Below are 23,886 nucleotides of genomic sequence, written 5' to 3'. Positions count from 1 at the left end.
CGTTCCCGCCGAAAGGTGCTCAACCTGCCATGCCCGAGCTGGTGTTCTTCTCCGGAACGATGGACTGCGGGAAGTCGACACTGGCTCTCCAGATCGAGCACAACCGCTCGGCGCGCGGCCTGGCCGGCATGATCTTCACCCGCGACGACCGGGCGGGCGAGGGCAAGCTGTCCTCCCGGCTCGGCCTGGTCACCGACGCGGTCGAGGTCGAGGACGGCCAGGACCTGTACGCGTACCTCGTCGACCACCTCTCGCAGGGCGGCCGGGCGGACTACGTGATCGCGGACGAGGCGCAGTTCCTGGGGCCCGAGCAGATCGACCAGCTCGCGCGCGTGGTCGACGACCTGGACATCGACGTCTACGCCTTCGGCATCACGACCGACTTCCGCTCGAAGCTGTTCCCGGGCTCCCAGCGGCTGGTGGAGCTGGCCGACCGGGTCGAGGTGCTCCAGGTCGAGGCCCTGTGCTGGTGCGGCGCCCGGGCCACGCACAACGCGCGCACGATAGGCGGCGAAATGGTCGTCGAGGGCGCCCAGGTGGTCGTCGGTGACGTCGACCAGTCGGCGGACGAGGTCGGTTACGAGGTGCTGTGCCGCCGCCATCACCGGCGACGTATGACGGCCGCGTCGGCCCGGGCGGCCGCCCTGTCCCCGGACGTGCTTCCCGTGTCGCCGTCCTGAGGCTCAGCGCGGGCTCTCGATCACGGAGAAGATCGCGCCCTCCGGGTCCACGACCGTGGCGACCCGGCCGTGTTCGCTGTCGCGGGCCGGTTTCAGGACGTGGCCGCCCAGGGACGGCATCTGACGCAGCGTCTCGTCCGCGTCCTCGACCTCGAAGTACGTCAGCCAGTGCGGGCCCCGGTCCCGGGGCAGTCCGTGCCCCATGCCGTGGATGCCGGCGACCGGGCGGCCCTCGACGAGCAAAGTGACGTAGTCGAAGTCGGCGGAGACCACCGGCTCCTGCTCGTAACCGAACACCGAGTGGTAGAACTTGGCGACGCTCGCGGTCTCAAAGGTGAGCAGTTCGTTCCAGGCGGGCGTGCCGTGCACGCCGGTGACGTCCGTGCCGAGGTGCCGGGCCGCCTGCCAGAGCCCGAACACGGCGCCCGAGGGGTCGGAGGCGATCGCGAGGCGTCCGGCGTCGGCCGCGGTCAGGGGGCCGACGGCCACCGTGCCGCCGCACAGCCGTACCGTGTCGGCCGTCTGGTCCACGTAGTCCGAGGCGAGGTAGGGCGTCCAGGCGACCGGCAGATGACGGTCCGGCGGCAGCTGTCCGATGCCGGCCACCTCACGGCCGCCGAGCAGCGCCCGCACGTAGGGGCCGAGTTGTTGCGGCCCGGGCTCGAACTCCCAGCCGAACAGGGCTCCGTAGAACTCCTCGGTCATGGCCAGGCCGTGCACCATCAGACTCACCCAGCAGGGCGTGCCGAGCGTGTTCCGGGCGGGCGTCCCGCCGTTCGGTCCGGTCGACCCCCGTGCCTCGGTCATCGTCACTCGCTTCCAGGCCCCTCACGGTGGCCGTGTCGACTCTCTCCCCGGCCCCTCGTGGTGGCCGTGTCGCTTCGCTCAACGCACCCGGCTCAGGAGCCGCGCCACGCCCCGTGCCGATGCTCGCACCCTCCGTGGCGCCGAGGGCCACGGCCGCGCCGCCGGCGGCGATACTGCCGAGAGGATGCCTGGTCCGGCGTTTCCCGTCCGTTTCCGGGTCCTTGCCGCCGGGTGTCCATCAGTTGCACAGCATGTGCCCGATCCCGTACGCCTCGTGACCGAGCCCGTCCGGCCGAGCAGACTAGTCGGACCTGGACGAGGCGGCCACCCCTGACGTATGCATGGGGCCATGAAAGCCATCATCACCGCATCCCAACTCGCGGACGACTTGACCGGGGACAACCCGCCCGTACTGCTGGACGTCCGCTGGCAGTTGAGCGTGGCCAAGGCGGCGGGCGAGCCCGGCTTCGACGGCCGGGCGGAGTACGCAGCGGGGCACGTCCCGGGGGCGGTCTTCGTCGACCTGGACGAGGAACTGGCCTCGGCCCCCGGCGAGCGCGGCCGGCATCCGCTGCCCGACACGGCCGTATTCGGTACGGCGATGCGCCGCGCGGGCGTGTCGGCGGCGCGGCCGGTGGTCGTGTACGACGGCGGGCAGGGCTGGGCGGCGGCCCGTGCCTGGTGGCTGCTGCGCTGGGCGGGGCACCCGGACGTGCGGGTGCTGGACGGCGGGTTGCCGGCCTGGGAGGGGCCGCTGTCGACGGACGTACCGGCCCCGGCCGAGGGCGACTTCGAGCCCGCACCTGGGGCGGTGGGCCTGCTCGACGCGAACGGCGCCGCCGCGCTCGCCCGCTCCGGAGTGCTGCTGGACGCCCGCGCGGGAGAGCGCTACCGGGGTGACGTGGAGCCCATCGACCGGGTCGGCGGGCACATCCCGGGCGCCGTGTCCGCGCCGACGAACGAGAACGTCGGCCCGGATGGGCGGTTCCTGCCCGCCGGTGACCTGAGGGCGCGCTTCGCGTCGCTCGGCGCGTCCGGTGAGCCGGAGGTCGGCGTGTACTGCGGCTCGGGCGTCTCGGGTGCCCACGAGGTGCTGGCGCTCGCGGTCGCGGGCATCCCGGCGGCCCTGTACGTGGGTTCGTGGTCGGAGTGGTCCTCGGACCCGTCCCGGCCGGTCGCCGTCGGACCCGACCCGCAGTAGGCACGCGGAGAGGGGGCCGCTCACGGGCCCCCTCTCCGTACGCCCGTACGGGCTGCTACTCCTGCTTCTTGCGCCGCGTCCCGAAGACGATCTCGTCCCAGCTCGGCACGGCCGCGCGGCGCCCGGGGCGCACCCCGTCGGCCTCGGCCTGGCGGTCGGTGGCACCGACGAGACGGTCGCGGTGGCTGCCGACCGAGCGTGGCATGAGCACGTCCGCGTACGCGGAGCCGGCCGATGCCGCCGGAGCGGGGGGTTCCTCCGCCGCGGGTTCGGCAGGGGGCTCCTCCGCGGGTTCCGCCGGGCGCTCGGGGACGACCATGTCGCCGCGGAAGCTCGGCACCGCCTCCAACAGGCTGGTCAGCGAGTCGCGTTCGCTCGTGCTCTCCTCGGCGGGCTCGGACGCCTGCGCGGGCAGGCTCGGCCGGTCGCGATCGAGCCCACGGTCGAGTGCGCGCTCACGCGGCAGCCGGGCGATGCGCGGCACGAACGGAAAGCTCGGCTCCGGTACGGCGAGGTCGTCGGACTCACCGATCAGCGAGCGCGCCTCGTCGTCGACGGCCTGGACGAGTCGCCGGGGCGGGTCGTACGTCCAGCTCGCCGAGTGCGGTTCGCCCGCGACCCGGTAGACCAGCAGGACCTCCCAGGTGCCGTCGTCGCGGCGCCAGGAGTCCCACTGCACGGTGTCCTTCTCGGCACCGCGCAGCACCAGCCGCTCCTGGACGGCCTCGCCGAGCAGCGGACCGGAGTTCTCGCCCGGTCTGCGGACGGGGGTCTTGCGGGCCCGCTCCGCCATGAAAGCGCGCTCGGCCAGCACCGGACCCTCGAAGCGCCGCACCCGGTCGACGGGGATGCCGGCGAGCTGGGCGACCTCTTCCGCGCTCGCACCGGCACGTATACGCGCCTGGATGTCGCGGGGGCGCAGATGGCTTTCGACCTCGATCTCGATCTGGCCGAGGCGGGGGCGGTCGCCGCGCACGGCGGCACGCAGCCGCTCGTCGATCGGAAGGGTGTACTCCGTTGAGTCGGCAGCCTTCAGCACCAGCCGTGTGCCGTCATTCGAGACGGCCACGACACGCAGTTCGGGCATGGGGACCTCCCGGGTGGTGCCTGCCGACGTCACGTGCGTCGCTGCTTCCGCTAGTCGAGTGTGGCCTGCCCGGGTGCAGCCTGCCACAACCTTGCCGAGTTGCCCGGCGTGTCGGGCACGGGCCCTGGATCGCCGTTATGGCACGGTTACCTATTCGCAACGCTAAGTGACCAACTCCGTCACCCTGTGCAACTAGCCCCCTCCCGGCGGTCCGGCAAGGCCCCGGACGCCCCTGGCGGGAGACCGGACCCAGGGCTCGCAACAGTACTCCATTTGGACCACGTGCGTGGATTGGCGCGCCGTCCAACTTCTCGCGAGGGCTGCGACTTGACCGCCCGGAACCGGATTTCCGTGATCAGAAACGTGGCGTACTTCACGAATCGACCGGAAGCGGAATCGTATGTTTCGCCCGTAAGTCCCCTTCTAGTGCGCTTGGTCGGTCAAGTCCGGGAAAAGCGGGCGGGTTTCGGCGTGGCGTCGGTTACGGCCCCAGCACCCTCCGCAAGTAGTCGTTCTGGAACCGCCGTTCCGGATCCAGTCGGTCCCTCAGAGCGGTGAACTCGCCGAAGCGCGGATAGACCCCGGCGAAGTATCCGGCGTCCCGGGTGTGCACCTTGCCCCAGTGCGGGCGGCCCTCGTGCGCCGTGAAGATGCGTTCGGCCGCGGTGAAGTACGCGTGGTACGGCGTGCCCCGGAACATGTGGATCGCGACGTAGGCGGTGTCCCGGCCGGAGGCGGTGGACAGGGTGATGTCGTCGGCGGGGGCGGTGCGCACCTCCACCGGGAAGCTGACCTTGAGGCGCGAGCGGTCGACCATGGCCTTCAGCTCGCGCAGGGTCTCGACGAGCGCCTCGCGAGGGACGGCGTACTCCATCTCCACGAACCGCACCCGGCGTGGCGACGTGAAGACCTTGTAGGGGATGTCCGTGTACGTACGGGCCGACAGGGCCCTGCTGGAGATCCGGGCGATCGCCGGCACGGTCGCGGGCGCAGCCCGGCCGACCCACTGGGCCACCTGGAACACGCCGTTGGAGAGGAACTCGTCCTCGAACCAGCCGGACAGCTGCCCCACCGGCTGCTCCGGGCCGGCGCTGCGGTTGTTGCGCTTGGTGTTGGTGTTGCCGGTGTGCGGGAACCAGTAGAACTCGAAGTGCTCGTTCTCGGTCCAGAGTTGATCGAAGTCGGCGAGGACCTTCTCGAACGGCATGGGTTCCTCGCGTGCCGTCAGCAGGAAGACGGGCTCCACGGCGAACGTGATCGCGGTGACGATGCCCAGGGCGCCGAGGCCGATCCGGGCGGCGGCGAAGACGTCCGGGTTCTCCTTCGCGGAGCAGGTGAGGACCGAGCCGTCCGCCGTCACCAGCTCAAGTCCCTTGATCTGAGCGGCGATCGAGGCGGAGTCGCGGCCCGTGCCGTGGGTGCCGGTGCTGGTGGCCCCGGAGACCGTCTGCTCCATGATGTCGCCCATGTTGGTGAGCGACAGACCCTCGCGCGCCAGGGCCATGTTGAGCCTCTTGAGCGGGGTGCCCGCCTCGACCGTGACGGTCATGGCGTCCCGGTCAATGTTGCGGATACCGGTCAAGAGTTGAGGGCGGATCAAGACACCGTCGGTGGCGGCGATGGCCGTGAAGGAGTGCCCGGTGCCGACCGCCTTCACCTGCAGGCCGTCCTCGGCGGCCCGGCGCACGGCCGCGGCAAGCTCCTGCACCGAGGCGGGCATCACCTCCCGCGCGGGACGCGCGGCGACGTTGCCGCCCCAGTTACGCCACGTGCCGTTCTTCCCGCTCGCTGTGATGCTCAACGATGCCTCCCCGACCCGTGACCGGCCTGCTGAGCCGGCGGTACCCGAGGAAACCGACCGCGACCGCGACGGCCCCGGACACCGCCGGAACCCCGTACCCGGCGCGCGCGCCGGCCGAGTCGATCACCCAGCCGGCGATGGAGGAGCCGACCGCGACGCCGACGGCGAGTCCGGTGCTCACCCAGGTCATGCCTTCGGTGAGCTTCGCGCGAGGTACGTGCTCTTCGATGAGGGACATCGTCGTGATCATCGTCGGTGCGATGGACAGGCCCGCAACGAACAGCGCCACGGCCAGAAGCGGCAGGTTTCCGACCAGTAGGAGGGGGATCATACTCACGGCCATCGCGCATACGCCCAGCAGCCACCGGTGTTCCGGCTTCCCCGAGAGGCGCAGCAGCCCGAAGACCACTCCGGCTGCACAAGATCCCGCCGCGTACAGGGCCAGGACCACGCTCGCGGCGCTCTTGTGGCCGCGCTCGTCGGCGAAGGCGACGGTGACCACGTCGACCGCCCCGAAGATCGCGCCTGTGGCCACGAACGTCGCCACCAGCACCTGCAGGCCCGGGGAGTGCAGCGCCGTACCGCCGCCGTGGTGCTCGCGCGGGTGCGGCTGCGGCTCGGTGGCACGCTGGGCGGTCAGCCAGAAGACGCCGGCCGCCAGGAAGCAGGCGGCCAGCAGAGGCCCCGCCTCCGGGAACCAGGACGTGGACAGCCCGATGGAGATGATCGGTCCGAAGATGAAGCAGACCTCGTCGACCACCGACTCGAAGGAGTACGCGGTGTGCAGCTGCGGGGTACCCCGGTAGATGGCCGCCCAGCGGGCCCGGATCATCGCGCCCAGGCTCGGCACCGAGCCGATCCCGGCGGCGCAGACGAACAGCACCCAGTCCGGCCAGTCGAATTGCGCGGCGAACAGCAGCCCGGCCGCGGAGGCGAGCGCCACCAGGGTCGCGGGCCGCAGCACCCGGCGCTGCCCGTGCCGGTCGACCAGCCGGGAGATCTGCGGTCCGAGCGCGGCCGCGGACAGCGCGATGGTGGCCGACAGGGCACCCGCGAGACCGTAGCGGCCGGTCAGCTGAGAGATCATCGTGACCACGCCGATGCCCATCATCGACAGTGGCATCCGGCCGAGGAAGCCCGCGGCGGAGAAGGCCTTGGTGCCGGGTACGGCGAACAGGGCGCGATAGGGGCTGGGCACGGAGGTCTCCGGATGCGGCTCAGTAAGGTGCGAATGCGGCTGATACAGATTACAAGTTAGGTGAACCTAATGCACCTCGAATTACGGCCGGGAAAAATACTCCAAAACTGACCGAAACAGACTCATCGCCCCACCGTTTCCCGGCTGTCGGCGGCGGGTGGCAGGATCGAGACATGCCAGACGCGCTCGATGCCACCCCCTATGACGCCCTGCTCCTGCTCTCGTTCGGCGGCCCCGAAGGGCCGGACGACGTGGTCCCGTTCCTGGAGAACGTGACCCGCGGGCGCGGCATCCCCAAGGAACGCCTCAAGGAAGTCGGGCAGCACTACTTCCTGTTCGGCGGGGTCAGCCCCATCAACGGCCAGAACCGCGCCCTCCTGGACGCCCTCCGCAAGGACTTCGCCGACCACGGCCTGGACCTGCCGGTCTACTGGGGCAACCGCAACTGGGCGCCGTACCTCACGGACACCCTGCGCGAAATGGTCGCCGACGGCCGCCGACGCATCCTGGTCCTGGCCACCAGCGCCTACGCCTCCTACTCGGGCTGCCGCCAGTACCGCGAGAACCTCGCCGACGCGCTGGCCGCGCTGGAGGCCGAGGGCCTCGAACTCCCCGAGATCGACAAGCTGCGCCACTACTTCAACCACCCCGGCTTCGTCGAGCCCATGATCGAGGGAGTGCTGGCGTCGCTCGCCGACCTCCCCGAGGACGTCCGGGACACCGCCCACATCGCTTTCACCACTCACTCCATCCCGACCTCCGCCGCTGACACCTCCGGCCCGGTCGAGGACCACGGGGACGGCGGCGCGTACGTCCGCCAGCACCTGGACGTGGCCCGCCTGATCGCCGACACCGTCCGCGAGCGCACCGGCGTCGACCACCCCTGGAAGCTCGTCTACCAGTCCCGCTCCGGCGCCCCGCACATCCCGTGGCTGGAGCCCGACATCTGCGACCACCTCGAGGAGCTGCACGGCGCCGGGGTCCCGGCCGTCGTCATGGCCCCGATCGGCTTCGTCTCCGACCACATGGAGGTCCTCTACGACCTCGACACGGAGGCCACGGCCAAGGCCGCCGAACTGGGCCTGCCGGTGCGCCGCTCGGCCACCGTCGGCGCCGACCCGCGCTTCGCCGCCGCGATCCGCGAGCTGATCGTGGAGCGCGCCGGCGCGGAGAGCGGTCGCGCGGTCACGCCCTGCGCCCTCGGCACGCTCGGTGCGAGCCACAACGTGTGCCCGGTGGGCTGCTGCCCGGCCCGTGCCCCCCGTCCCGCCGCCGCGGGCGCCGACAGCCCCTACGCGTGAGGAGCCCCGTGACCGACCCCCTGCACTCGGAACTGCTCGAACTGGCCCAGGAGGCAGCCCGCCGGGCCGGCGAACTGCTCCGGGACGGCCGCCCCGCCGATCTCGCGGTCGCCGCGACCAAGTCCAGCCCTATCGACGTCGTCACCGAGATGGACATCGCGGCGGAGAAGCTGATCACCGACCTGATCGCGCGCCACCGCCCCGGGGACGGTTTCCTCGGCGAGGAGGGCGCGTCCAGCGAGGGCACGAGCGGCGTCCGCTGGGTGATCGACCCGCTCGACGGCACGGTCAACTACCTGTACGGGCTGCCGACCTGGTCGGTGTCCATCGCAGCCGAGAAGGACGGCGAGACCGTGGTCGGCGTGGTCGCCGTGCCGATGCGGGGCGAGACGTACCACGCTGTGCGCGGCGGGGGTGCCCGGGCCACCGGGGCCTGGGAGGGCGAGCGCGAGCTGGCCTGCCGCCCTGCGCCGCCCCTGGACCAGGCCCTGGTCTCCACGGGCTTCAACTACGTCCACGAGGTCCGCGCCCACCAGGCCGAGGTGGCGGCGCGGCTGATCCCGCTCCTCCGCGACATCCGCCGCGGTGGCTCGGCCGCGGTCGACCTCTGCGACCTGGCGGCGGGCCGCCTGGACGGCTACTACGAGCGCGGCCTGAACGCCTGGGACGTGGCGGCGGGCGACCTGATCGCCCGGGAGGCGGGCGCCCTGACCGGCGGACGCCCCGGAGAACGCCCGTCACGCGCCCTGACGGTCGCGGCCACTCCGGGAGTCTTCGAGCCCCTCCAGACCCTCCTGGAGGACTTCGGCGCCTGGCACGACTGACGGCGGATCGCCGCGTCGCATACGCCGGGTCCTGCCGGAGGACACGGCGTGAACGACGCCGCAAGACAGCAGCAGCGGGGCCCGGCGCTGGATTCGCCGGGCCCCGCTGCTGCCCTACGGGCTGTCAGACGCTGGTCGCGCCGACCTCCACACCGTGTTCGGCGGCGAGGCGGCGCAGGTCGTCGAGTTCGGCCTGCTCCACCTCGACGAGGAAGTCGTCGCCCTCGTCGCGAGCCCGCGACAAGTCGGACTCGGTCGTCTTTATGCGCTGCAGAAGTCCTGCGGTGAATGCGTCCATGCTGCGCCCCCTCGTCCTGGGTCGTGGGTCGGTGGCACGGGGGTGTGCCGTTCGGAAGGGGCGATCACGTCGACTGCAGGTGCCCAGCGCTGCCCGGCTGGGCGGCGACGGTGCCGGACACCCACGCCCGCCCTGCGGTAAGCGGATCGTGAGGTACCGCTTGGTGCTGCGGCACATGCAGAGCGTGATCGCGGGGTGTACATGCGGTCCTCCCCCCGCTCCCTTCCGTGGAAACCTCAACCGCGGGAGAAAATCTCGCATTCCCGCCCCGGCGACCGGATCCCTGCGGCCTTTGACCCGCCTTACAGCCGACTTATGGCCGAAAAGGGCAGGATGGAGTCACACCCTACGAAGCCCCCTGCCCGCGCGCGCCCACTGTGAGCCACGCGGGTGGACACAGGAAGGAACTGCGACGTGCGCGTACTCGTCGTCGAGGACGAGCAGCTGCTCGCCGATGCGGTGGCCACCGGACTGCGCCGGGAGGCCATGGCCGTCGACGTCGTGTACGACGGTGCGGCCGCTCTGGAGCGCATCGGCGTCAACGACTACGACGTGGTCGTCCTCGACCGCGACCTCCCGCTGGTGCACGGCGACGACGTCTGCCGCAAGCTCGTCGAACTGGGCATGCCCACGCGCGTGCTGATGCTCACCGCCTCCGGCGACGTCAGCGACCGGGTCGAGGGCCTGGAGATCGGCGCCGACGACTACCTGCCCAAGCCCTTCGCGTTCAGCGAGCTCATCGCGCGCGTGCGCGCCCTCGGCCGGCGCACCAGCGTCCCGCTGCCGCCCGTCCTGGAGCGCGCCGGGATCAAGCTCGACCCCAACCGCCGCGAGGTCTTCCGCGACGGCAAGGAGGTGCAGCTCGCGCCCAAGGAGTTCGCCGTCCTGGAGGTGCTGATGCGCAGCGAGGGCGCCGTCGTCTCCGCCGAGCAGCTCCTGGAGAAGGCCTGGGACGAGAACACCGACCCGTTCACCAACGTCGTGCGCGTCACGGTCATGACCCTGCGCCGCAAGCTGGGCGAGCCGCCCGTCATCGTCACCGTCCCCGGCTCCGGCTACCGGATCTGATGACCGTGGCCACGACACCCGCGCCGCCCCAGGCACCCCCGAAGCCCACCTGGGACCCCAGAAGGCCGCAGCCCCCGTTCCCGTGGCTGCGCCCGACCATCCGGATACGGCTCACGCTGCTGTACGGCGGCATGTTCCTGATCGCCGGCATCCTGCTGCTGTCGATCATCTATCTGCTGGCCGCGCAGGCGATCAACACGGGCAACCAGCCCCTGTTCAAGATCGTCAGTGGTACGGCGATCAAGGTCTCCAGCGACAACTGCCCCGCGATCAACACGACGAGCCTGTCCCTGGACGAGTTCAACGAGGCGATCAGCCAGTGCGTCGACCACCAGCGCCAGGTCGCACTGGACGACCTGCTCAGCCGCTCGCTGCTGGCCCTGCTGGGCCTCGCGGTGATCGCCTTCGCGTTCGGCTACGCGATGGCAGGCCGCGTGCTGACTCCGCTCGGCCGGATCACCCGTACCGCACGCGCGGTCGCGGGCTCGGACCTCTCCCGCAGGATCGAGCTGGACGGCCCGGACGACGAGCTGAAGGAGCTGGCCGACACCCTCGACGACATGCTGGACCGCCTGGAGCGCGCCTTCACGGCCCAGCAGCGCTTCGTCGGGAACGCCTCGCACGAGTTGCGCACCCCGCTCGCGATCAACCGCACGCTGCTCGAGGTGCACCTCTCCGACCCCAACGCGCCGGTGGAGCTCCAGCAGCTCGGCAAGACGCTGCTGGCCACCAACGAGCGCAGCGAGCAGCTCGTGGAGGGTCTGCTGCTGCTCGCCCGCAGCGACAACGAGATCGTGGAGCGCAAGCCCGTCGACCTCGCCGAGGTGGCCTCGCAGGCCATCGACCAGGTGCACGCCGAGGCGGAGGCCAAGGGCGTCCGGATCCGGGGCGAGTGCAGGCCCGCGGTGGTCCAGGGCAACGGTGTCCTGCTGGAGCGGATCGCGCTGAACCTGGTGCAGAACGCCGTGCGGTACAACGTGCCCGAGGCCGGGTGGGTGGAGGTCGGCACCGACGTCCAGCACGGGCAGGCGGTGCTCACCGTGTCGAACACCGGGCCGGTCGTGCCGGCGTACGAGATCGACAACCTCTTCGAGCCCTTCAGGCGGCTGCGTACGGAGCGCACGGGCAGCGACAAGGGTGTGGGCCTCGGCCTGTCGATCGTCCGGTCCGTGGCCCGGGCGCACGGCGGTCAGATCTCGGCACAGCCTCGTGAGGGGGGAGGGCTCGTGATGAGGGTCACCCTGCCTGTGTGATCCGGTCTTGGCCGGGCCCTCGACACACGCGGGGATGTTCGCTTTGCGCGGAATTTTCCAGGAGCCCTACGAGGTTGAGTGTGTGTGATCGATCACATGGGCGTTTTTCCGGCCATCTACTCTCTGTGATCATGTCCAAGGCGGAAAGCCGGGAAAATCCTGGTTTTCGGGGGTCTTGATCACGGGAAGTACAGGGTGAGACCGCCTTTGAGGTGCGACCTTCGGACCGTGTACGGTCCCCATCGCCATCCAAGCCGATCACTCTTGAGGAGTCCGGTTGGGTGTCGATTGAGTAACAGACCTTGATGTGAGGCAAAATCTCCGCCTCAGGTCGGGCACAAGTCCGGCCTCTCACGCGTTACGTGCGCTGGAGACACCGCAGACACCCAGAGGGGGAGAGCGACATGGCAACCGATTACGACACTCCACGCAAGACCGACGACGACGTCGACTCGGACAGCCTTGAAGAGCTGAAGGCCCGGCGGAACGACAAGTCCACCTCAGCAGTGGACGTCGACGAGTTCGAGGCCGCCGAAGGGCTCGAGCTGCCCGGTGCCGATCTCTCGAACGAGGAGCTCGCCGTCCGTGTCCTGCCGAAGCAGCAGGACGAGTTCACGTGCATGAGCTGCTTCCTCGTGCACCACCGCAGCCAGCTGGCCAGGGAGAAGAACGGTCAGCCGATCTGCCGCGACTGCGACTGAGGAGGGGTCGGCCGTGACTGGCTCGACCCCACCTCGGAAGCGCCGCTTCTCCCTGGGGGGAGCGGACCAAGGGCCGTCCGACGGCCCGCACGGAGCGCGTGAGGGCGAGCGGGGCTCATCCGAAGTGGGGGCCTCGCTCGAACCTGCCGACCGGGGAGACCTCCCCGTGCCGGCTGAGCAGCCGCCGCCCATCGCGAGGCGACGGGTCGCGGTCATCGGGGGCAAGGCCCGGGACCTCGCCCGGGACGGTGCCCGTATGGGCGGCAGCCGCGCCAAAGCGGGCCTGTCCTATCTCGCGGACCGGATCATCGACATCGCCCCGCGGATTCCCGTACGGGACCTCGCGACGCTGCGCCGGCAGTTCCCGGGCCTGGGGCCGGAGCAGATCGCGGACAGACTCGTGGCGGGCGCGGCGAACGCGACGTCGACGGTAGGGGCCGGTGTCGGTGCCGCCGCGATGCTGCCCGTGCCGCCCGCGATGCCCACGGAACTGGCCACGGAGATCACCGGGGTCGCGGCGATCGAGCTGAAGCTGATCGCCGAGCTCCACGAGGTCTACGGCCTGCGCCCGCCGGGCAGCCTCAAGGCCCGCAGTACCGCGTATCTGTCCTCCTGGTCGGGGGAGCGCGGGATCGACGTGCTGAAGCCGTCGTCGATCAACTTGGCCCTCGGGGGCCAGATGAAGCGCGAACTGCGCCAGCAGATCATGAAGCGGATGGTGCGTGACCTGCCGAACCTGATGCCGTTCATGGTCGGTGCGGCGGTCGGTGCGGTCATGAACCGCCGCGACACCAAGAAGCTCGCCGCCCGTATCCGCGCCGATCTGCGCAAGGCACAGGTGCCGTGGGACGAACTCCCCGAGCTGCCCCCGCTCGAGCCCCCGGCGGAACCGCTGACGATGGGCGAGATCGGCAAGGAACTGGAGCACTGAGGCCTCCGGCCCTCTCTCCGGACTTTTCGCGGAGGCTACTGAGGCGTTCCGGCCCCGCTCGCGGCGGACGCGCCGACGGCCCTCGGCCCTGTCTTCGCCCCGCGCGGCAGCCCTTAGACCGCCGCCTCCCGCGCCGCCTCGATCGCCGCCGCCAGCTTCTCCGGCTCCCGTGACGACAGGTACAGGTACGGCGTCGGGTCCGCCGGGTCGGTGACCTCGACGCGCAGCGCCCGCGGGATGTACGCGCGCAGCAGCAGGAAGGCGCGGGTGTCCGCCTTGTACGTGCGCCAGGCCCGGGCCTCCTCCGGGTCGAGCACCTCGGAGTCGCCCAGGGCCGTCACCGGGATCTTCGCCTCGCCGGCGATCAGGTGGCCGCCCACGACGCGGATGCGGAGCGAGCCGTACGAACTGGCCACCACCGCGGCCGCCGCCGTGCCGCCCACCAGGCCGCCCAGCAGCGGCAGGGTGCCGAAGGGCAGCAGGATCAGGGCGAGTGAGACGCCGACCAGAAAGCTGATCAGCCACCAGGAGCGGGGGGCGGTGAGGCGTTCTTCGTACGGGGTGGCGGAGAGCTGCATGAAGCCAAGCTTGGCACGGTGCCGGAGTGCGCCGGGAATCAGGGCGGCCTGGCGCGAAGCGCTGTCGGGTGGGGCGGTGGTGGGTGGGTGGTGGGCGGGTAAGGTCTGCGCCTGTGAGTGGTGGTTCCGCAGCTCTTCAGCCTCCCGCCGACGCCGTGAAACCGGTGCGGCATGCCGACGCACCCGCGCCTGGTGAGCTTCTCGGTGCGCATTACAGCCAGTGTTTCGGCTGTGGCGGTGAGCAGCCCCATGGACTGCATCTGGAGGCCAGGGCCGGTGAGGGCGTCAGCCTCACCGCCGAGTTCACCGTGCAGAGCGCCCACCAGGGTGCGCCCGGTCTCGCGCACGGCGGTGTGCTGACCACCGCGCTCGACGAGACGCTCGGCTCGCTGAACTGGCTCCTGCGGACCGTCGCCGTGACCGGACGGCTGGAGACCGACTTCGCGCGGCCCGTGCCGGTGGGGACGACCCTGTACCTGTCCGCCGAGGTGACCGCCGTAGCCGGGCGGAAGATCTACTCCAGCGCCGTCGGCCGGATCGACGGCCCCGACGGTCCCGTCGCCGTCCGCGCCGACGCCCTCTTCATCGAGGTCAAGGTCGACCACTTCATCGACCACGGCCGCCAGGAGGAGATCCGGGCCGCCATGAACGACCCCGACCAGATCCGGCGCGCCCGCGCCTTCGAGGTGAACCCGTGAGCCCCGAGTCCCCCGTGGACGTCCTCATCCGGCGCGTCGACCCGGACGTACCGCTGCCGGCGTACGCGCACCCCGGCGACGCGGGCGCCGATCTGCGCACCACCGAGGACTGCGAACTGAAGCCCGGTGAGCGTGCCGTCCTGCCCACGGGAGTGTCGATCGCCCTCCCGGAGGGGTACGCGGCCTTCGTGCACCCCCGTTCCGGTCTCGCCGCCCGCTGCGGTGTCGCTCTGGTGAATGCCCCAGGGACGGTTGATGCCGGGTACCGTGGGGAGATCAAGGTGATCGTGGTGAACCTCGACCCGCGCGAGTCCGTGCGGTTCGAGCGCTTCGACCGGATTGCCCAACTGGTCGTCCAGCAGGTCGAGAGGGTCCGCTTCCAGGAGGTCGCGGAGCTTCCCGACTCGGCGCGGGCCGAGGGGGGCTTCGGGTCCACCGGCGGTCATGCCGCGGTGGGCGACGTGAGCGGCACAAGCGGTCGGGCCGCCGAAGGTGGCCGGACGGGTGGGAATCGATACGCTTCGGTCGTATCCGACCGGGAAGGACAGTGACGTGTTCGGACGTCGCAAGACGAAGGGTGCCGCCGAGGGCGCGGCCGGCGAGGCCGAGCAGGTCGTCGACAGCGTCGACACCGAGGCGGACGAGGTAGAGGGCGAGCGCGTACGGCTCGAGCCGGAGCCGCGGCCCGATGGGCCCTGGGACGACTCCGAGGTGCGCGACCCGAGCGAGGGCCGCGTGGACCTCGGCGGTCTGTTCGTGCCGGGAATCGACGGCATGGAGCTGCGGGTCGAGGTCGCGGGTGACGCGATCGTCGCCGCGACGGTCGTGCTGCGCGACAGCGCCATCCAGCTGCAGGCCTTCGCCGCGCCCAAGCGCGAGGGCATCTGGGGTGAGGTGCGCGAGGAGATCGGCTCCGGCATCACCCAGCAGGGCGGCATCGTCGACGAGGTCGAGGGTCCGCTGGGCTGGGAGCTGCGCGCCCAGGTCCCGGTGCAGCTGCCGGACGGCACCGGCGGTTTCCAGGTCGTGCGGTTCGTCGGTGTGGACGGTCCGCGCTGGTTCCTGCGCGGTGTGATCTCGGGCCAGGGTGCGGTGCAGCCGCAGGCGGCCGGGATGCTGGAGCAGATCTTCCGCGACACGGTCGTGGTCCGCGGCGAGGGCCCGATGGCGCCCCGCGACCCGATCGTCCTGAAGCTGCCGAACGACGCGCAGATGGTGCCCGAGGGTGTTCAGCAGGAGGAGTCCTCGCGCTTCTCCGGCGGCATGGGCCAGCTGCAGCGCGGACCGGAGATCACCGAGGTCCGCTGAGACAGGCTGAGACAGGAGCGACAAGGGCCACACCCCTCGCGGGTGCGGCCCTTTCTCGTGCGCGGACTCTTGACGGGTCATTGGACTGTACCTATGGTCCACGGCCAACGCCTATGTTCATGAAGGCGCTCCGAGTTCACATACGAGAACGGAGTTGCTGTGCGTCGTTCCCCCCTCCTCGCGGTGGTGACCGCCCTCCTGTCCGGTGTCCTCGTGGCACCCACCGCCGCACACCGCGCCGACGCCGCCCCCACCGCCTTCGTCCACCCCGGAGTCACCGTCTCCCAGGGACAGCTGGACTTCGCCCGCGCCGAGGTCCAGGCGGGTGCCCAGCCCTGGAAGGCCGCCTACGACCAGATGACGGCGAGCAAGTACGCCGACCTGAACCGGACCCCCAAGCCCCGGGCCACCGTCGAGTGCGGCTCGTACTCCAACCCCGACTACGGGTGCACCGGCGAGCGCGAGGACGCGATCGCCGCGTACACCGACGCCCTCGCCTGGTACATCACCCGGGACGCGCGCTACGCCCAGAAGGCCATCCAGATCATGGACGCCTGGTCGGCCACCATCACCAGCCACACCAACAGCAACGCGCCCCTGCAGACCGGCTGGGCCGGCTCCTCCTGGCCCAAGGCCGCCGAGATCATCAAGTACACGTACACGGGCGGCTGGGCGAACTCCGGCCGCTTCGCGACCATGCTCCGCAACGTCTACCTCCCCGTCGTCATCAAGGGCTCCAACTCCAACGGCAACTGGGAGCTGACGATGATGGAGGCCGCCGTCGGCATCTCCGTCTTCCTCGAGGACAAGACGTCGTACGACACGGCCATGGCCAAGTTCCGTACGCGCACGGCCGCCTATGTCTACCTGTCCTCGGACGGCTCGCTGCCGAAGACCGTGCCCAGCCAGAATCTCGACACCCGGGACAAGATCGTCAACTACTGGCAGGGCCAGCCGACCTTCGTCACGGGCCTCACCCAGGAGACCTGCCGCGACTTCGTCCATACCGGATACGGCATCTCCTCGATCTCGCACGTCGCCGAGACCAGCCGGATCCAGGGCCAGGACCTGTACGGCACCGACGTCGGCGAGCGGCTGCGGCAGGCGCTCGGCTTCCAGTCGAAGTACCAGCGCGGCGAGGCCGTACCCAGCTGGCTGTGCGGCGGCTCCCTCAACCTCGGGCTCGGTCCCGTCACCGAGGTCGGCTACAACGCGCTGCACAACCGCCTGGGCATCGCCATGACCAACACCCAGGCACTGACCGAGGCGCAGCGCCCCGCGGGCAGCAACAACCTCTTCGTCGCCTGGGAGACCCTCACGCACGGCGACAACCCCAACTGACCCGAACCCGTTGATCGTCCGGGCGTCAGGCGGCGATACTGGCGCCCGGTCCACGGGAAACCGCGGACGCTGGGACACGGGGAGACAGGGAAGCGGGGGAGGCGCGATGAGCCGGGTGGCCACCGAGACCATGGTGCGCGTCGAGGACGTCCACAAGTCCTACGGCCACGGAGCCGCGGCCGTCCACGCCCTGCGCGGCGTCTCCTTCGACGTTCCGCGCGGTGAGCTGGTCGCCCTCAAGGGACGCTCGGGGTCCGGCAAGACCACACTCCTGAACGTCGTCGGCGGACTCGACACCACTGACCGCGGCCGGATCGACGTCGACGGGCAGGACCTCGCCTCCCTCGGCGAGAACGGTCTGCTGGAACTGCGCCGGGACCGGATCGGTTTCGTCTTCCAGTCGTTCGGGCTGATCCCGATTCTCACCGCCGCCGAGAACGTCGGCGTGCCGATGCGGCTGCGCCGGGCCGACCCGCGCGAGCGCGAGGAGCGCGTCGAGCTGCTGCTCTCCCTGGTCGGCCTCGCCGACCACGCGGCACAGCGGCCCGGCGAGCTGTCCGGCGGCCAGCAGCAGCGCGTCGCCATCGCCCGCGCCCTCGCCAACCGCCCCGCGCTCCTCATCGCCGACGAGCCGACCGGCCAGCTGGACGCCGAGACCGGCCTCGCGGTGATGGAGCTGCTGCGCGCCGTCGTCCACAGCGAGCGGGTCACCGCACTGGTCGCCACGCACGACGCGACCCTGCTCGGCCTCGCCGACCGGGTCCTCGAGCTGAGCGACGGCACGATCGTCGAGCACTGAGCCGCGCGACCCGTCAGGGTTGTGTCAAAGATGCCCGCTGCCCGACCCCGTGTCCCACTTGCCGGAATTGTTGGCCGTAAGGTCGACGCTGCGTAGGCAGCAGTCACCGGAAGACAATAGGACCATGGCACGCGGCAAGCTTCGGATCTACCTCGGCGCGGCACCGGGCGTGGGCAAGACCTACGCGATGCTCTCCGAGGCCCACCGGCGCGTGGAGCGCGGCACCGACTGCGTGGTGGCCTTCGTGGAGCACCACGACCGGCCGCGCACCGAGGTGATGCTGCACGGCCTCGAGCACATCCCGCGCAAGGAACTCGAGTACCGGGGGGCCGTCTTCACCGAGATGGACGTGGACGCGGTGCTGGACCGCGCTCCCAGGGTCGCCCTGGTGGACGAACTCGCCCACACCAACGTCCCCGGCTCGCGGAACACCAAGCGCTGGCAGGACGTGGAGGAGCTGCTGGCGGCCGGGATCGACGTGGTGTCGACCGTCAACATCCAGCATCTGGAGTCACTCGGCGACGTCGTCGAGTTGATCACGGGGGTACGGCAGCAGGAGACGGTTCCCGACGAGGTGGTGCGGCGGGCGGACCAGATCGAGCTGGTCGACATGTCGCCGCAGGCGCTGCGCCGTCGTATGGCGCACGGCAACATCTACCAGTCGGACAAGGTCGACGCGGCCCTGTCCAACTACTTCCGCCCCGGCAATCTGACCGCCCTGCGCGAACTGGCGCTGCTGTGGGTGGCCGACCGGGTCGACGAATACCTGAAGCAGTACCGCAGTGAACACCGGGTCTCGAAGATCTGGGGCTCGCGCGAGCGGATCGTGGTGGGCCTGACCGGCGGTCCTGAGGGGCGGACGCTGATCCGCCGGGCCGCGCGGCTCGCGGAGAAGGGCGCCGGCGGTGAGGTGCTGGCGGTCTACATCGCCCGCAGCGACGGACTGTCGGCCGGCTCCCCGAAGGAGCTCGCCGTCCAGCGCACCCTGGTCGAGGACCTCGGCGGCACCTTCCACCACGTCGTCGGCGACGACATACCCGCCGCCCTGCTGGACTTCGCACGCGGCGCCAACGCCACCCAGATCGTTCTCGGCTCCTCGCGCCGCAAGGCCTGGCAGTACGTCTTCGGGCCCGGCGTCGGCGCCACGGTCGCCCGGGAGTCGGGACCCGACATCGACGTGCACATCGTCACCCACGAGGAGGTCGCCAAGGGGCGCGGGCTGCCCGTGGCCCGGGGCGCGCGGCTCGGCCGGACCCGGATCGTCGCTGGCTGGCTGGTGGGGCTGGCCGGCCCGGTGATCATGGCGCTGCTGCTCAACAGGGTCGACCTCGGCCTCGCCAACGACATGCTGCTGTTCCTGACGCTGACGGTCGCGGCGGCCCTGCTCGGCGGCCTCCTGCCGGCCCTGGCCTCGGCCGCCTTCGGCTCCCTGCTGCTGAACTACTTCTACACACCGCCGCTGCACCGCTTCACCATCGCCGACCCCAAGAACATCGTGGCCATCGCGATCTTCGTCGGGGTCGCCGTGTCGGTGGCCTCGGTGGTGGACCTCGCGGCCCGGCGCACCCACCAGGCGGCCCGGCTGCGCGCCGAGTCGGAGATCCTCTCCTTCCTCGCCGGCAACGTGCTGCGCGGTGAGACCAGCCTGGAGGAGCTGCTCGAGCGGGTCCGGGAGACCTTCGGCATGGAGTCGGCCGCCCTGCTGGAGCGGGCCGGTGACCTCGAGCCGTGGACCTGCGCCGGCCGGGCCGGGTTCGGGCGGCCGCTGGAGCGGCCCGAGGACGCCGACGTCGACGTGCCGGCCGGCGCTCACATGGCGCTCGCCCTGACCGGCCGCGTGCTGCCCGCCGAGGACCGGCGGGTGCTCGCGGCGTTCGCCGCGCAGGCCGCCGTCGTCCTGGACCGCCGGCGCCTCCAGGAGGAGGCGTACCAGGCCCGCGCGCTGGCCGAGGGCAACCGCATCCGCACGGCCCTGCTGGCCGCCGTCAGCCACGATCTGCGCACCCCGCTGGCCGGGATCAAGGCCGCGGTCACCTCGCTGCGCTCCGACGACGTGGCGTGGTCCGAGGAGGATCGGGCGGAGCTGCTCGAAGGCATCGAGGAGGGCGCCGACCGCCTCGACCACCTGGTCGGCAATCTGCTCGACATGTCCCGGCTGCAGACCGGCACGGTCACGCCGCTCATCCGTGACATCGACCTCGACGAGGTGGTGCCGATGGCGCTGGTCGGCGTGCCCGAGGACAGCGTGGAGCTGGACGTGGGCGAGACCCTGCCCATGGTCGCCGTCGACCCCGGGCTGCTCGAGCGGGCCGTGGCCAACCTGGTGGAGAACGCCGTCAAGTACAGCCCGCCGGACCGCTCCGTGCTGGTCGCGGCGAGCGCCATCGCCGACCGGGTCGAGGTGAGGATCGCGGACCGCGGGCCCGGCGTCCCCGACGAGGCCAAGGACCGTATCTTCGAGCCGTTCCAGCGCTACGGCGACGCCCCGCGCGGCGCCGGGGTCGGTCTCGGCCTCGCGGTGGCCCGTGGCTTCGCCGAGGCGATGGGCGGCACCCTGAACGCGGAGGACACGCCCGGCGGCGGCCTCACCATGGTCCTCAGCCTCCGCGCGGCGGGATCGCGTCCCGAGGCGCTCCGGCCGGGGGAGGCCTCCGCGGTGGAAGAACCGGAAAGGCAGGTTTCATGACCCGCGTGCTGGTGGTCGACGACGAGCCGCAGATCGTGCGCGCACTGGTGATCAACCTCAAGGCCCGCAAGTACGAGGTGGACGCGGCCGCCGACGGCAGGACCGCCCTCGAACTCGCGGCCTCCCGCCATCCCGACGTGGTCGTCCTCGACCTGGGCCTGCCCGACCTGGACGGCGTCGAGGTGATCAAGGGGCTGCGCGGCTGGACCCGGGTGCCGATCCTGGTCCTGTCGGCCCGGCACACCTCCGACGAGAAGGTCGAGGCACTCGACGCGGGTGCCGACGACTACGTGACCAAGCCCTTCGGCATGGACGAGCTGCTGGCCCGGCTGCGGGCCGCCGTGCGCCGCGCCGAGCCCGTGGCCGGGGGCGCCGACGACGACGTCCTGGTGGAGACCGAGGGTTTCACGGTCGATCTGGCCGCGAAGAAGGTCAACCGGGGCGGGAAGGACGTACGGCTGACGCCTACGGAGTGGCATCTGCTGGAGGTGCTGGTCCGCAACACGGGCCGCCTGGTCAGCCAGAAGCAGCTGCTCCAGGAGGTGTGGGGCCCGTCGTACGGCACGGAGACCAACTACCTGCGCGTGTACATGGCCCAGCTCCGCAGAAAACTCGAGACGGACCCGTCCCACCCCAAGCACTTCATCACCGAGCCGGGCATGGGGTACCGGTTCGAGCGGTAGCGGGAGGGGTACGACAGCGTCGGTGCGCCCCGGTACGCTTTGGACATGAGTGCTGTTCCCCGTTCCGAAAAGCCGGTGGGCCGGTTCCGGCGCATGTTCGACCGGCTCTCCTCGTCCCAGGAGGACCTGGAGTCCGAGGAACTGCGGGAGGACACCGAGACCACGGGCTGTATCCGGATCGGCGACTGCCAGGACCGGCAGATCGTCACCGTTACTGGTACCTTGCGCACGGTCACCCTGCGACCACGCGCCGGAGTCCCCGCCCTGGAGGCCGAGCTGTTCGACGGCTCCGCGGCACTGGACGTGGTGTGGCTCGGCAGACGCTCCATCGTCGGGATAGAACCGGGGCGCAAGCTGATCGCATCGGGCCGGATCTCGATGAGCCGGGGCCGCCGCGTGCTGTTCAACCCCAAGTACGAACTGAGACCCCTCGGACGGGAGTAGCCGGTGACGTCACTCGACAAGCCGACCGAAGACGCCCAGCAGCACGATGATGCGCGGGCGGTGACCGAGGCCGCGTTGTTCGAGGCGTTCGGCGGTGTCCGGGGCATGGTCGAGACCGTCCTGCCCGGACTCCTCTTCGTCACCATCTTCACGATCAACAAGGACCTGCACTGGTCGGCGATCGCCGCCCTGGCCGTGTCGCTGGTCCTGGTCGTGGTGCGGCTGGCCATGAAGGACACCGTCAAGCACGCCTTCAGCGGCGTCTTCGGCGTCGCCTTCGGCGTGGTCTTCGCGATGATGACGGGCAACGCCAAGGACTTCTATCTGCCCGGCATGCTCTACACCCTGGGCCTGGCCGTGGCGTACGTCGTCACGACCCTCGCCGGCGTGCCCCTGATCGGCCTAATCCTGGGCCCGGTCTTCAAGGAGAACCTCTCCTGGCGCACCCGCAATCCCGGCCGCAAGAAGGCCTACGCCAAGGCGAGTTGGGCCTGGGGCCTGATCCTGCTCGCCAAGTGCGCGATCCTCTTCCCGCTGTACTGGTGGGCCGACACGACCCAGCTCGGCTGGGTCCTCGTGATCCTGAAGATCCCGCCGTTCCTGCTGGCGGTCTGGCTCACCTGGGTCTTCCTCGCGAAGGCACCGGCCCCCATCGACGTCTTCGCCGAGATGGAGGCCGAGGAGAAGGCCGAACAGGAGCGGAAAGCGGCCTTGGCCCAAGAGGGCGGCCAGACGTCGACCGGTGGCCGTCACCGCCGGTAGACCACGCTTCGCAGCCGACGAGGAGGGGCGCCCGGTGCAGCACCGGGCGCCCCTCCTCGTCGTAACCCTCGAATGAACCGTCAGTCGTCCGCGCGCCGGACCGACAGTAGGTCCTCCAGCTGCTCCTCGCGGGCCTGCGCCGCGACGAACAGCAGCTCGTCGCCCGGTTCCAGGGAGTCCTCCTTGGACGGGGTGAGCACCCGGGTGCCGCGGATGATCGTGACCAGGGACGTGTCCTCGGGCCACTCGACCTGGCCGACCTGGGTGCCGGCCAGGGCCGACTCCTCCGGCAGGGTCAGCTCCACGAGGTTGGCGTCGCCGTGGCTGAAGCGCAGCAGCCGGACCAGGTCGCCGACGCTCACCGCCTCTTCGACCAGGGCGGACATCAGACGCGGCGTGGAGACGGCGACGTCGACGCCCCAGGCCTCGTTGAACAGCCACTCGTTCTTCGGGTTGTTCACGCGGGCCACGACGCGCGGGACGCCGTACTCCGTCTTCGCCAGCAACGAGACGACCAGGTTGACCTTGTCGTCGCCCGTCGCGGCGATCACGACGTTGCAGCGCTGCAGCGCAGCCTCGTCCAGGGACGTGATCTCGCAGGCGTCGGCCAGCAGCCACTCCGCCTGCGGGACGCGCTCGACCGAGATGGCGGTCGGCGCCTTGTCGATCAGCAGGACCTCGTGGCCGTTCTCCAGCAGTTCGCCCGCGATCGAGCGGCCGACCGCGCCGGCCCCGGCAATGGCGACCCTCATCAGTGACCGCCCTCCTCTTCGGGGCCCTGCGCGAACACGGCCTCGACCTTGTCCACCTCGTCCGTCCGCATCATCACGTGCACGAGGTCGCCCTCCTGCAGCACCGTCTGCGACGTGGGCAGGATCGCCTCGCCGAGCCGGGTGACGAACGCGACACGCACGCCGGTCTCCTCCTGCAGCTTGCTGATCTTGTGGCCCACCCAGGCCGGGGAGGTGTGCACCTCGGCGAGCTGGACGCCGCCGGTGGGGTCGCGCCACAGCGGCTCGGCACCGGAGGGGAGCAGCCGGCGCAGCATCTGGTCCGCCGTCCAGCGGACCGTCGCCACGGTCGGGATGCCCAGGCGCTGGTAGACCTCGGCACGGCGGGGGTCGTAGATCCGGGCGGCGACGTTCTCCACGCCGAACATCTCACGGGCCACGCGCGCCGAGATGATGTTCGAGTTGTCACCGCTCGAGACGGCGGCGAAGGCGCCGGCCTCCTCGATGCCCGCCTCGCGCAGGGTGTCCTGGTCGAAGCCGACGCCGGTGACCCGGCGGCCACCGAATCCGGGGCCCAGCCGACGGAAGGCGGTGGGGTCCTGGTCGATCACGGCGACCGTGTGCCCCTGTTGCTCCAGGGTCTGGGCGAGAGCGGAACCCACTCTCCCGCAGCCCATGATGACGATGTGCACGACCGTCCTTCCGG

The 23,886-nt window shown here is 70.9% G+C and carries 25 protein-coding genes; 17 read left to right on the top strand and 8 right to left on the bottom strand.

Annotation, left to right across the window (positions count from 1 at the left end):
* Positions 1-29 precede the first annotated feature (29 nt).
* Positions 30-680 (top strand): thymidine kinase, encoded by a 651-nt coding sequence (locus IEZ19_RS07170; RefSeq protein ID WP_189310192.1) that lies wholly within the window; start codon positions 30-32, stop codon positions 678-680.
* A gap of 3 nt (positions 681-683) precedes the next feature.
* On the opposite strand, the gene IEZ19_RS07165 is transcribed toward IEZ19_RS07170, so the two are convergent.
* Positions 684-1,487, bottom strand: a complete 804-nt coding sequence (locus IEZ19_RS07165; protein WP_189310190.1) for a VOC family protein — start codon at positions 1,485-1,487, stop codon at positions 684-686.
* Between the two features lie 349 nt (positions 1,488-1,836).
* On the opposite strand from IEZ19_RS07165, the gene IEZ19_RS07160 reads away from it, so the two are divergent.
* Entirely contained in the window at positions 1,837-2,688 is an 852-nt protein-coding gene (locus IEZ19_RS07160) for a sulfurtransferase (RefSeq protein ID WP_189310188.1), read from the top strand.
* A gap of 55 nt (positions 2,689-2,743) precedes the next feature.
* Here the strand turns inward: IEZ19_RS07160 and sepH are convergent, their stop codons facing one another.
* From sepH to IEZ19_RS07145, 3 genes are all read right to left on the bottom strand, one after another.
* The gene (gene sepH / locus IEZ19_RS07155; RefSeq protein ID WP_189310186.1) at positions 2,744-3,775 is read right to left on the bottom strand and encodes a septation protein SepH; all 1,032 of its coding nucleotides are present in this window, start codon (positions 3,773-3,775) and stop codon (positions 2,744-2,746) included.
* A 481-nt stretch (positions 3,776-4,256) separates the two neighbouring features.
* On the bottom strand, positions 4,257-5,576 hold the full coding sequence (locus tag IEZ19_RS07150; RefSeq protein WP_189310184.1) for a D-arabinono-1,4-lactone oxidase: 1,320 nt from the start codon (positions 5,574-5,576) through the stop codon (positions 4,257-4,259).
* Complete coding sequence (locus tag IEZ19_RS07145) at positions 5,536-6,774, bottom strand: MFS transporter (RefSeq protein WP_189310182.1); 1,239 nt, start codon at positions 6,772-6,774, stop codon at positions 5,536-5,538. Before IEZ19_RS07145 ends, IEZ19_RS07150 begins: the two co-directional genes overlap by 41 nt.
* Before the next feature lie 173 nt (positions 6,775-6,947).
* On the opposite strand from IEZ19_RS07145, the gene IEZ19_RS07140 reads away from it, so the two are divergent.
* On the top strand, positions 6,948-8,075 hold the full coding sequence (locus tag IEZ19_RS07140; protein ID WP_189310179.1) for a ferrochelatase: 1,128 nt from the start codon (positions 6,948-6,950) through the stop codon (positions 8,073-8,075).
* Positions 8,076-8,083: 8 nt separating this feature from the next.
* Positions 8,084-8,899: an inositol monophosphatase family protein gene (locus tag IEZ19_RS07135; protein ID WP_189310177.1), complete on the top strand. Its 816-nt coding sequence runs from the start codon at positions 8,084-8,086 to the stop codon at positions 8,897-8,899.
* Between the two features lie 124 nt (positions 8,900-9,023).
* On the opposite strand, the gene IEZ19_RS07130 is transcribed toward IEZ19_RS07135, so the two are convergent.
* Positions 9,024-9,197, bottom strand: a complete 174-nt coding sequence (locus tag IEZ19_RS07130; protein ID WP_189310176.1) for a hypothetical protein — start codon at positions 9,195-9,197, stop codon at positions 9,024-9,026.
* 414 nt (positions 9,198-9,611) lie between these two features.
* On the opposite strand from IEZ19_RS07130, the gene IEZ19_RS07125 reads away from it, so the two are divergent.
* The 4 genes from IEZ19_RS07125 (at position 9,612) to IEZ19_RS07110 (ending at position 13,150) form a co-directional block, all read left to right on the top strand.
* On the top strand, positions 9,612-10,265 hold the full coding sequence (locus IEZ19_RS07125; protein WP_189310174.1) for a response regulator transcription factor: 654 nt from the start codon (positions 9,612-9,614) through the stop codon (positions 10,263-10,265).
* 5 nt (positions 10,266-10,270) lie between these two features.
* Complete coding sequence (locus IEZ19_RS07120) at positions 10,271-11,518, top strand: sensor histidine kinase (RefSeq protein ID WP_189310172.1); 1,248 nt, start codon at positions 10,271-10,273, stop codon at positions 11,516-11,518.
* A 404-nt stretch (positions 11,519-11,922) separates the two neighbouring features.
* Positions 11,923-12,219, top strand: coding sequence for a DUF4193 domain-containing protein (locus IEZ19_RS07115; RefSeq protein ID WP_005481602.1), 297 nt, complete (start codon positions 11,923-11,925; stop codon positions 12,217-12,219).
* A 13-nt stretch (positions 12,220-12,232) separates the two neighbouring features.
* On the top strand, positions 12,233-13,150 hold the full coding sequence (locus tag IEZ19_RS07110) for a hypothetical protein (RefSeq protein WP_189310170.1): 918 nt from the start codon (positions 12,233-12,235) through the stop codon (positions 13,148-13,150).
* A gap of 113 nt (positions 13,151-13,263) precedes the next feature.
* On the opposite strand, the gene IEZ19_RS07105 is transcribed toward IEZ19_RS07110, so the two are convergent.
* Positions 13,264-13,728 (bottom strand): DUF3093 domain-containing protein, encoded by a 465-nt coding sequence (locus tag IEZ19_RS07105; protein ID WP_189310168.1) that lies wholly within the window; start codon positions 13,726-13,728, stop codon positions 13,264-13,266.
* A gap of 113 nt (positions 13,729-13,841) precedes the next feature.
* Here IEZ19_RS07105 and IEZ19_RS07100 point away from each other — a divergent pair, with 113 nt between their 5' ends.
* From IEZ19_RS07100 to IEZ19_RS07060, 9 genes are all read left to right on the top strand, one after another.
* Positions 13,842-14,426, top strand: a complete 585-nt coding sequence (locus IEZ19_RS07100; RefSeq protein WP_189310166.1) for a PaaI family thioesterase — start codon at positions 13,842-13,844, stop codon at positions 14,424-14,426.
* On the top strand, positions 14,423-14,977 hold the full coding sequence (gene dut / locus IEZ19_RS07095; RefSeq protein ID WP_189310164.1) for a dUTP diphosphatase: 555 nt from the start codon (positions 14,423-14,425) through the stop codon (positions 14,975-14,977). The genes IEZ19_RS07100 and dut overlap by 4 nt, the downstream gene beginning before the upstream one ends.
* Position 14,978: 1 nt before the next feature.
* Positions 14,979-15,734, top strand: a complete 756-nt coding sequence (locus IEZ19_RS07090) for a DUF3710 domain-containing protein (protein ID WP_189310163.1) — start codon at positions 14,979-14,981, stop codon at positions 15,732-15,734.
* A gap of 159 nt (positions 15,735-15,893) precedes the next feature.
* Positions 15,894-17,075, top strand: coding sequence for an alginate lyase family protein (locus IEZ19_RS07085; protein WP_189310162.1), 1,182 nt, complete (start codon positions 15,894-15,896; stop codon positions 17,073-17,075).
* Between the two features lie 106 nt (positions 17,076-17,181).
* Entirely contained in the window at positions 17,182-17,874 is a 693-nt protein-coding gene (locus IEZ19_RS07080) for an ABC transporter ATP-binding protein (RefSeq protein ID WP_189310160.1), read from the top strand.
* 124 nt (positions 17,875-17,998) lie between these two features.
* Positions 17,999-20,560: an ATP-binding protein gene (locus IEZ19_RS07075; protein WP_189310158.1), complete on the top strand. Its 2,562-nt coding sequence runs from the start codon at positions 17,999-18,001 to the stop codon at positions 20,558-20,560.
* Positions 20,557-21,243, top strand: coding sequence for a response regulator (locus IEZ19_RS07070; RefSeq protein ID WP_189310156.1), 687 nt, complete (start codon positions 20,557-20,559; stop codon positions 21,241-21,243). Before IEZ19_RS07075 ends, IEZ19_RS07070 begins: the two co-directional genes overlap by 4 nt.
* A gap of 45 nt (positions 21,244-21,288) precedes the next feature.
* Complete coding sequence (locus IEZ19_RS07065) at positions 21,289-21,687, top strand: OB-fold nucleic acid binding domain-containing protein (RefSeq protein ID WP_189310155.1); 399 nt, start codon at positions 21,289-21,291, stop codon at positions 21,685-21,687.
* 3 nt (positions 21,688-21,690) lie between these two features.
* Positions 21,691-22,449 (top strand): DUF3159 domain-containing protein, encoded by a 759-nt coding sequence (locus tag IEZ19_RS07060; RefSeq protein WP_189310153.1) that lies wholly within the window; start codon positions 21,691-21,693, stop codon positions 22,447-22,449.
* A gap of 80 nt (positions 22,450-22,529) precedes the next feature.
* On the opposite strand, the gene IEZ19_RS07055 is transcribed toward IEZ19_RS07060, so the two are convergent.
* Positions 22,530-23,201: a potassium channel family protein gene (locus IEZ19_RS07055; RefSeq protein ID WP_189310151.1), complete on the bottom strand. Its 672-nt coding sequence runs from the start codon at positions 23,199-23,201 to the stop codon at positions 22,530-22,532.
* The gene (locus tag IEZ19_RS07050) at positions 23,201-23,872 is read right to left on the bottom strand and encodes a potassium channel family protein (RefSeq protein WP_189310149.1); all 672 of its coding nucleotides are present in this window, start codon (positions 23,870-23,872) and stop codon (positions 23,201-23,203) included. The genes IEZ19_RS07055 and IEZ19_RS07050 overlap by 1 nt, the downstream gene beginning before the upstream one ends.
* Between the last annotated feature and the right edge of the window lie 14 nt (positions 23,873-23,886).

The sequence above is a fragment of the Streptomyces brasiliensis genome (assembly GCF_014647875.1).
GTDB lineage: Bacteria > Actinomycetota > Actinomycetes > Streptomycetales > Streptomycetaceae > Streptomyces > Streptomyces brasiliensis.
Note: the sequence above shows the minus strand (reverse complement) of the source record. Positions and strands in the feature narration are given on the sequence as shown.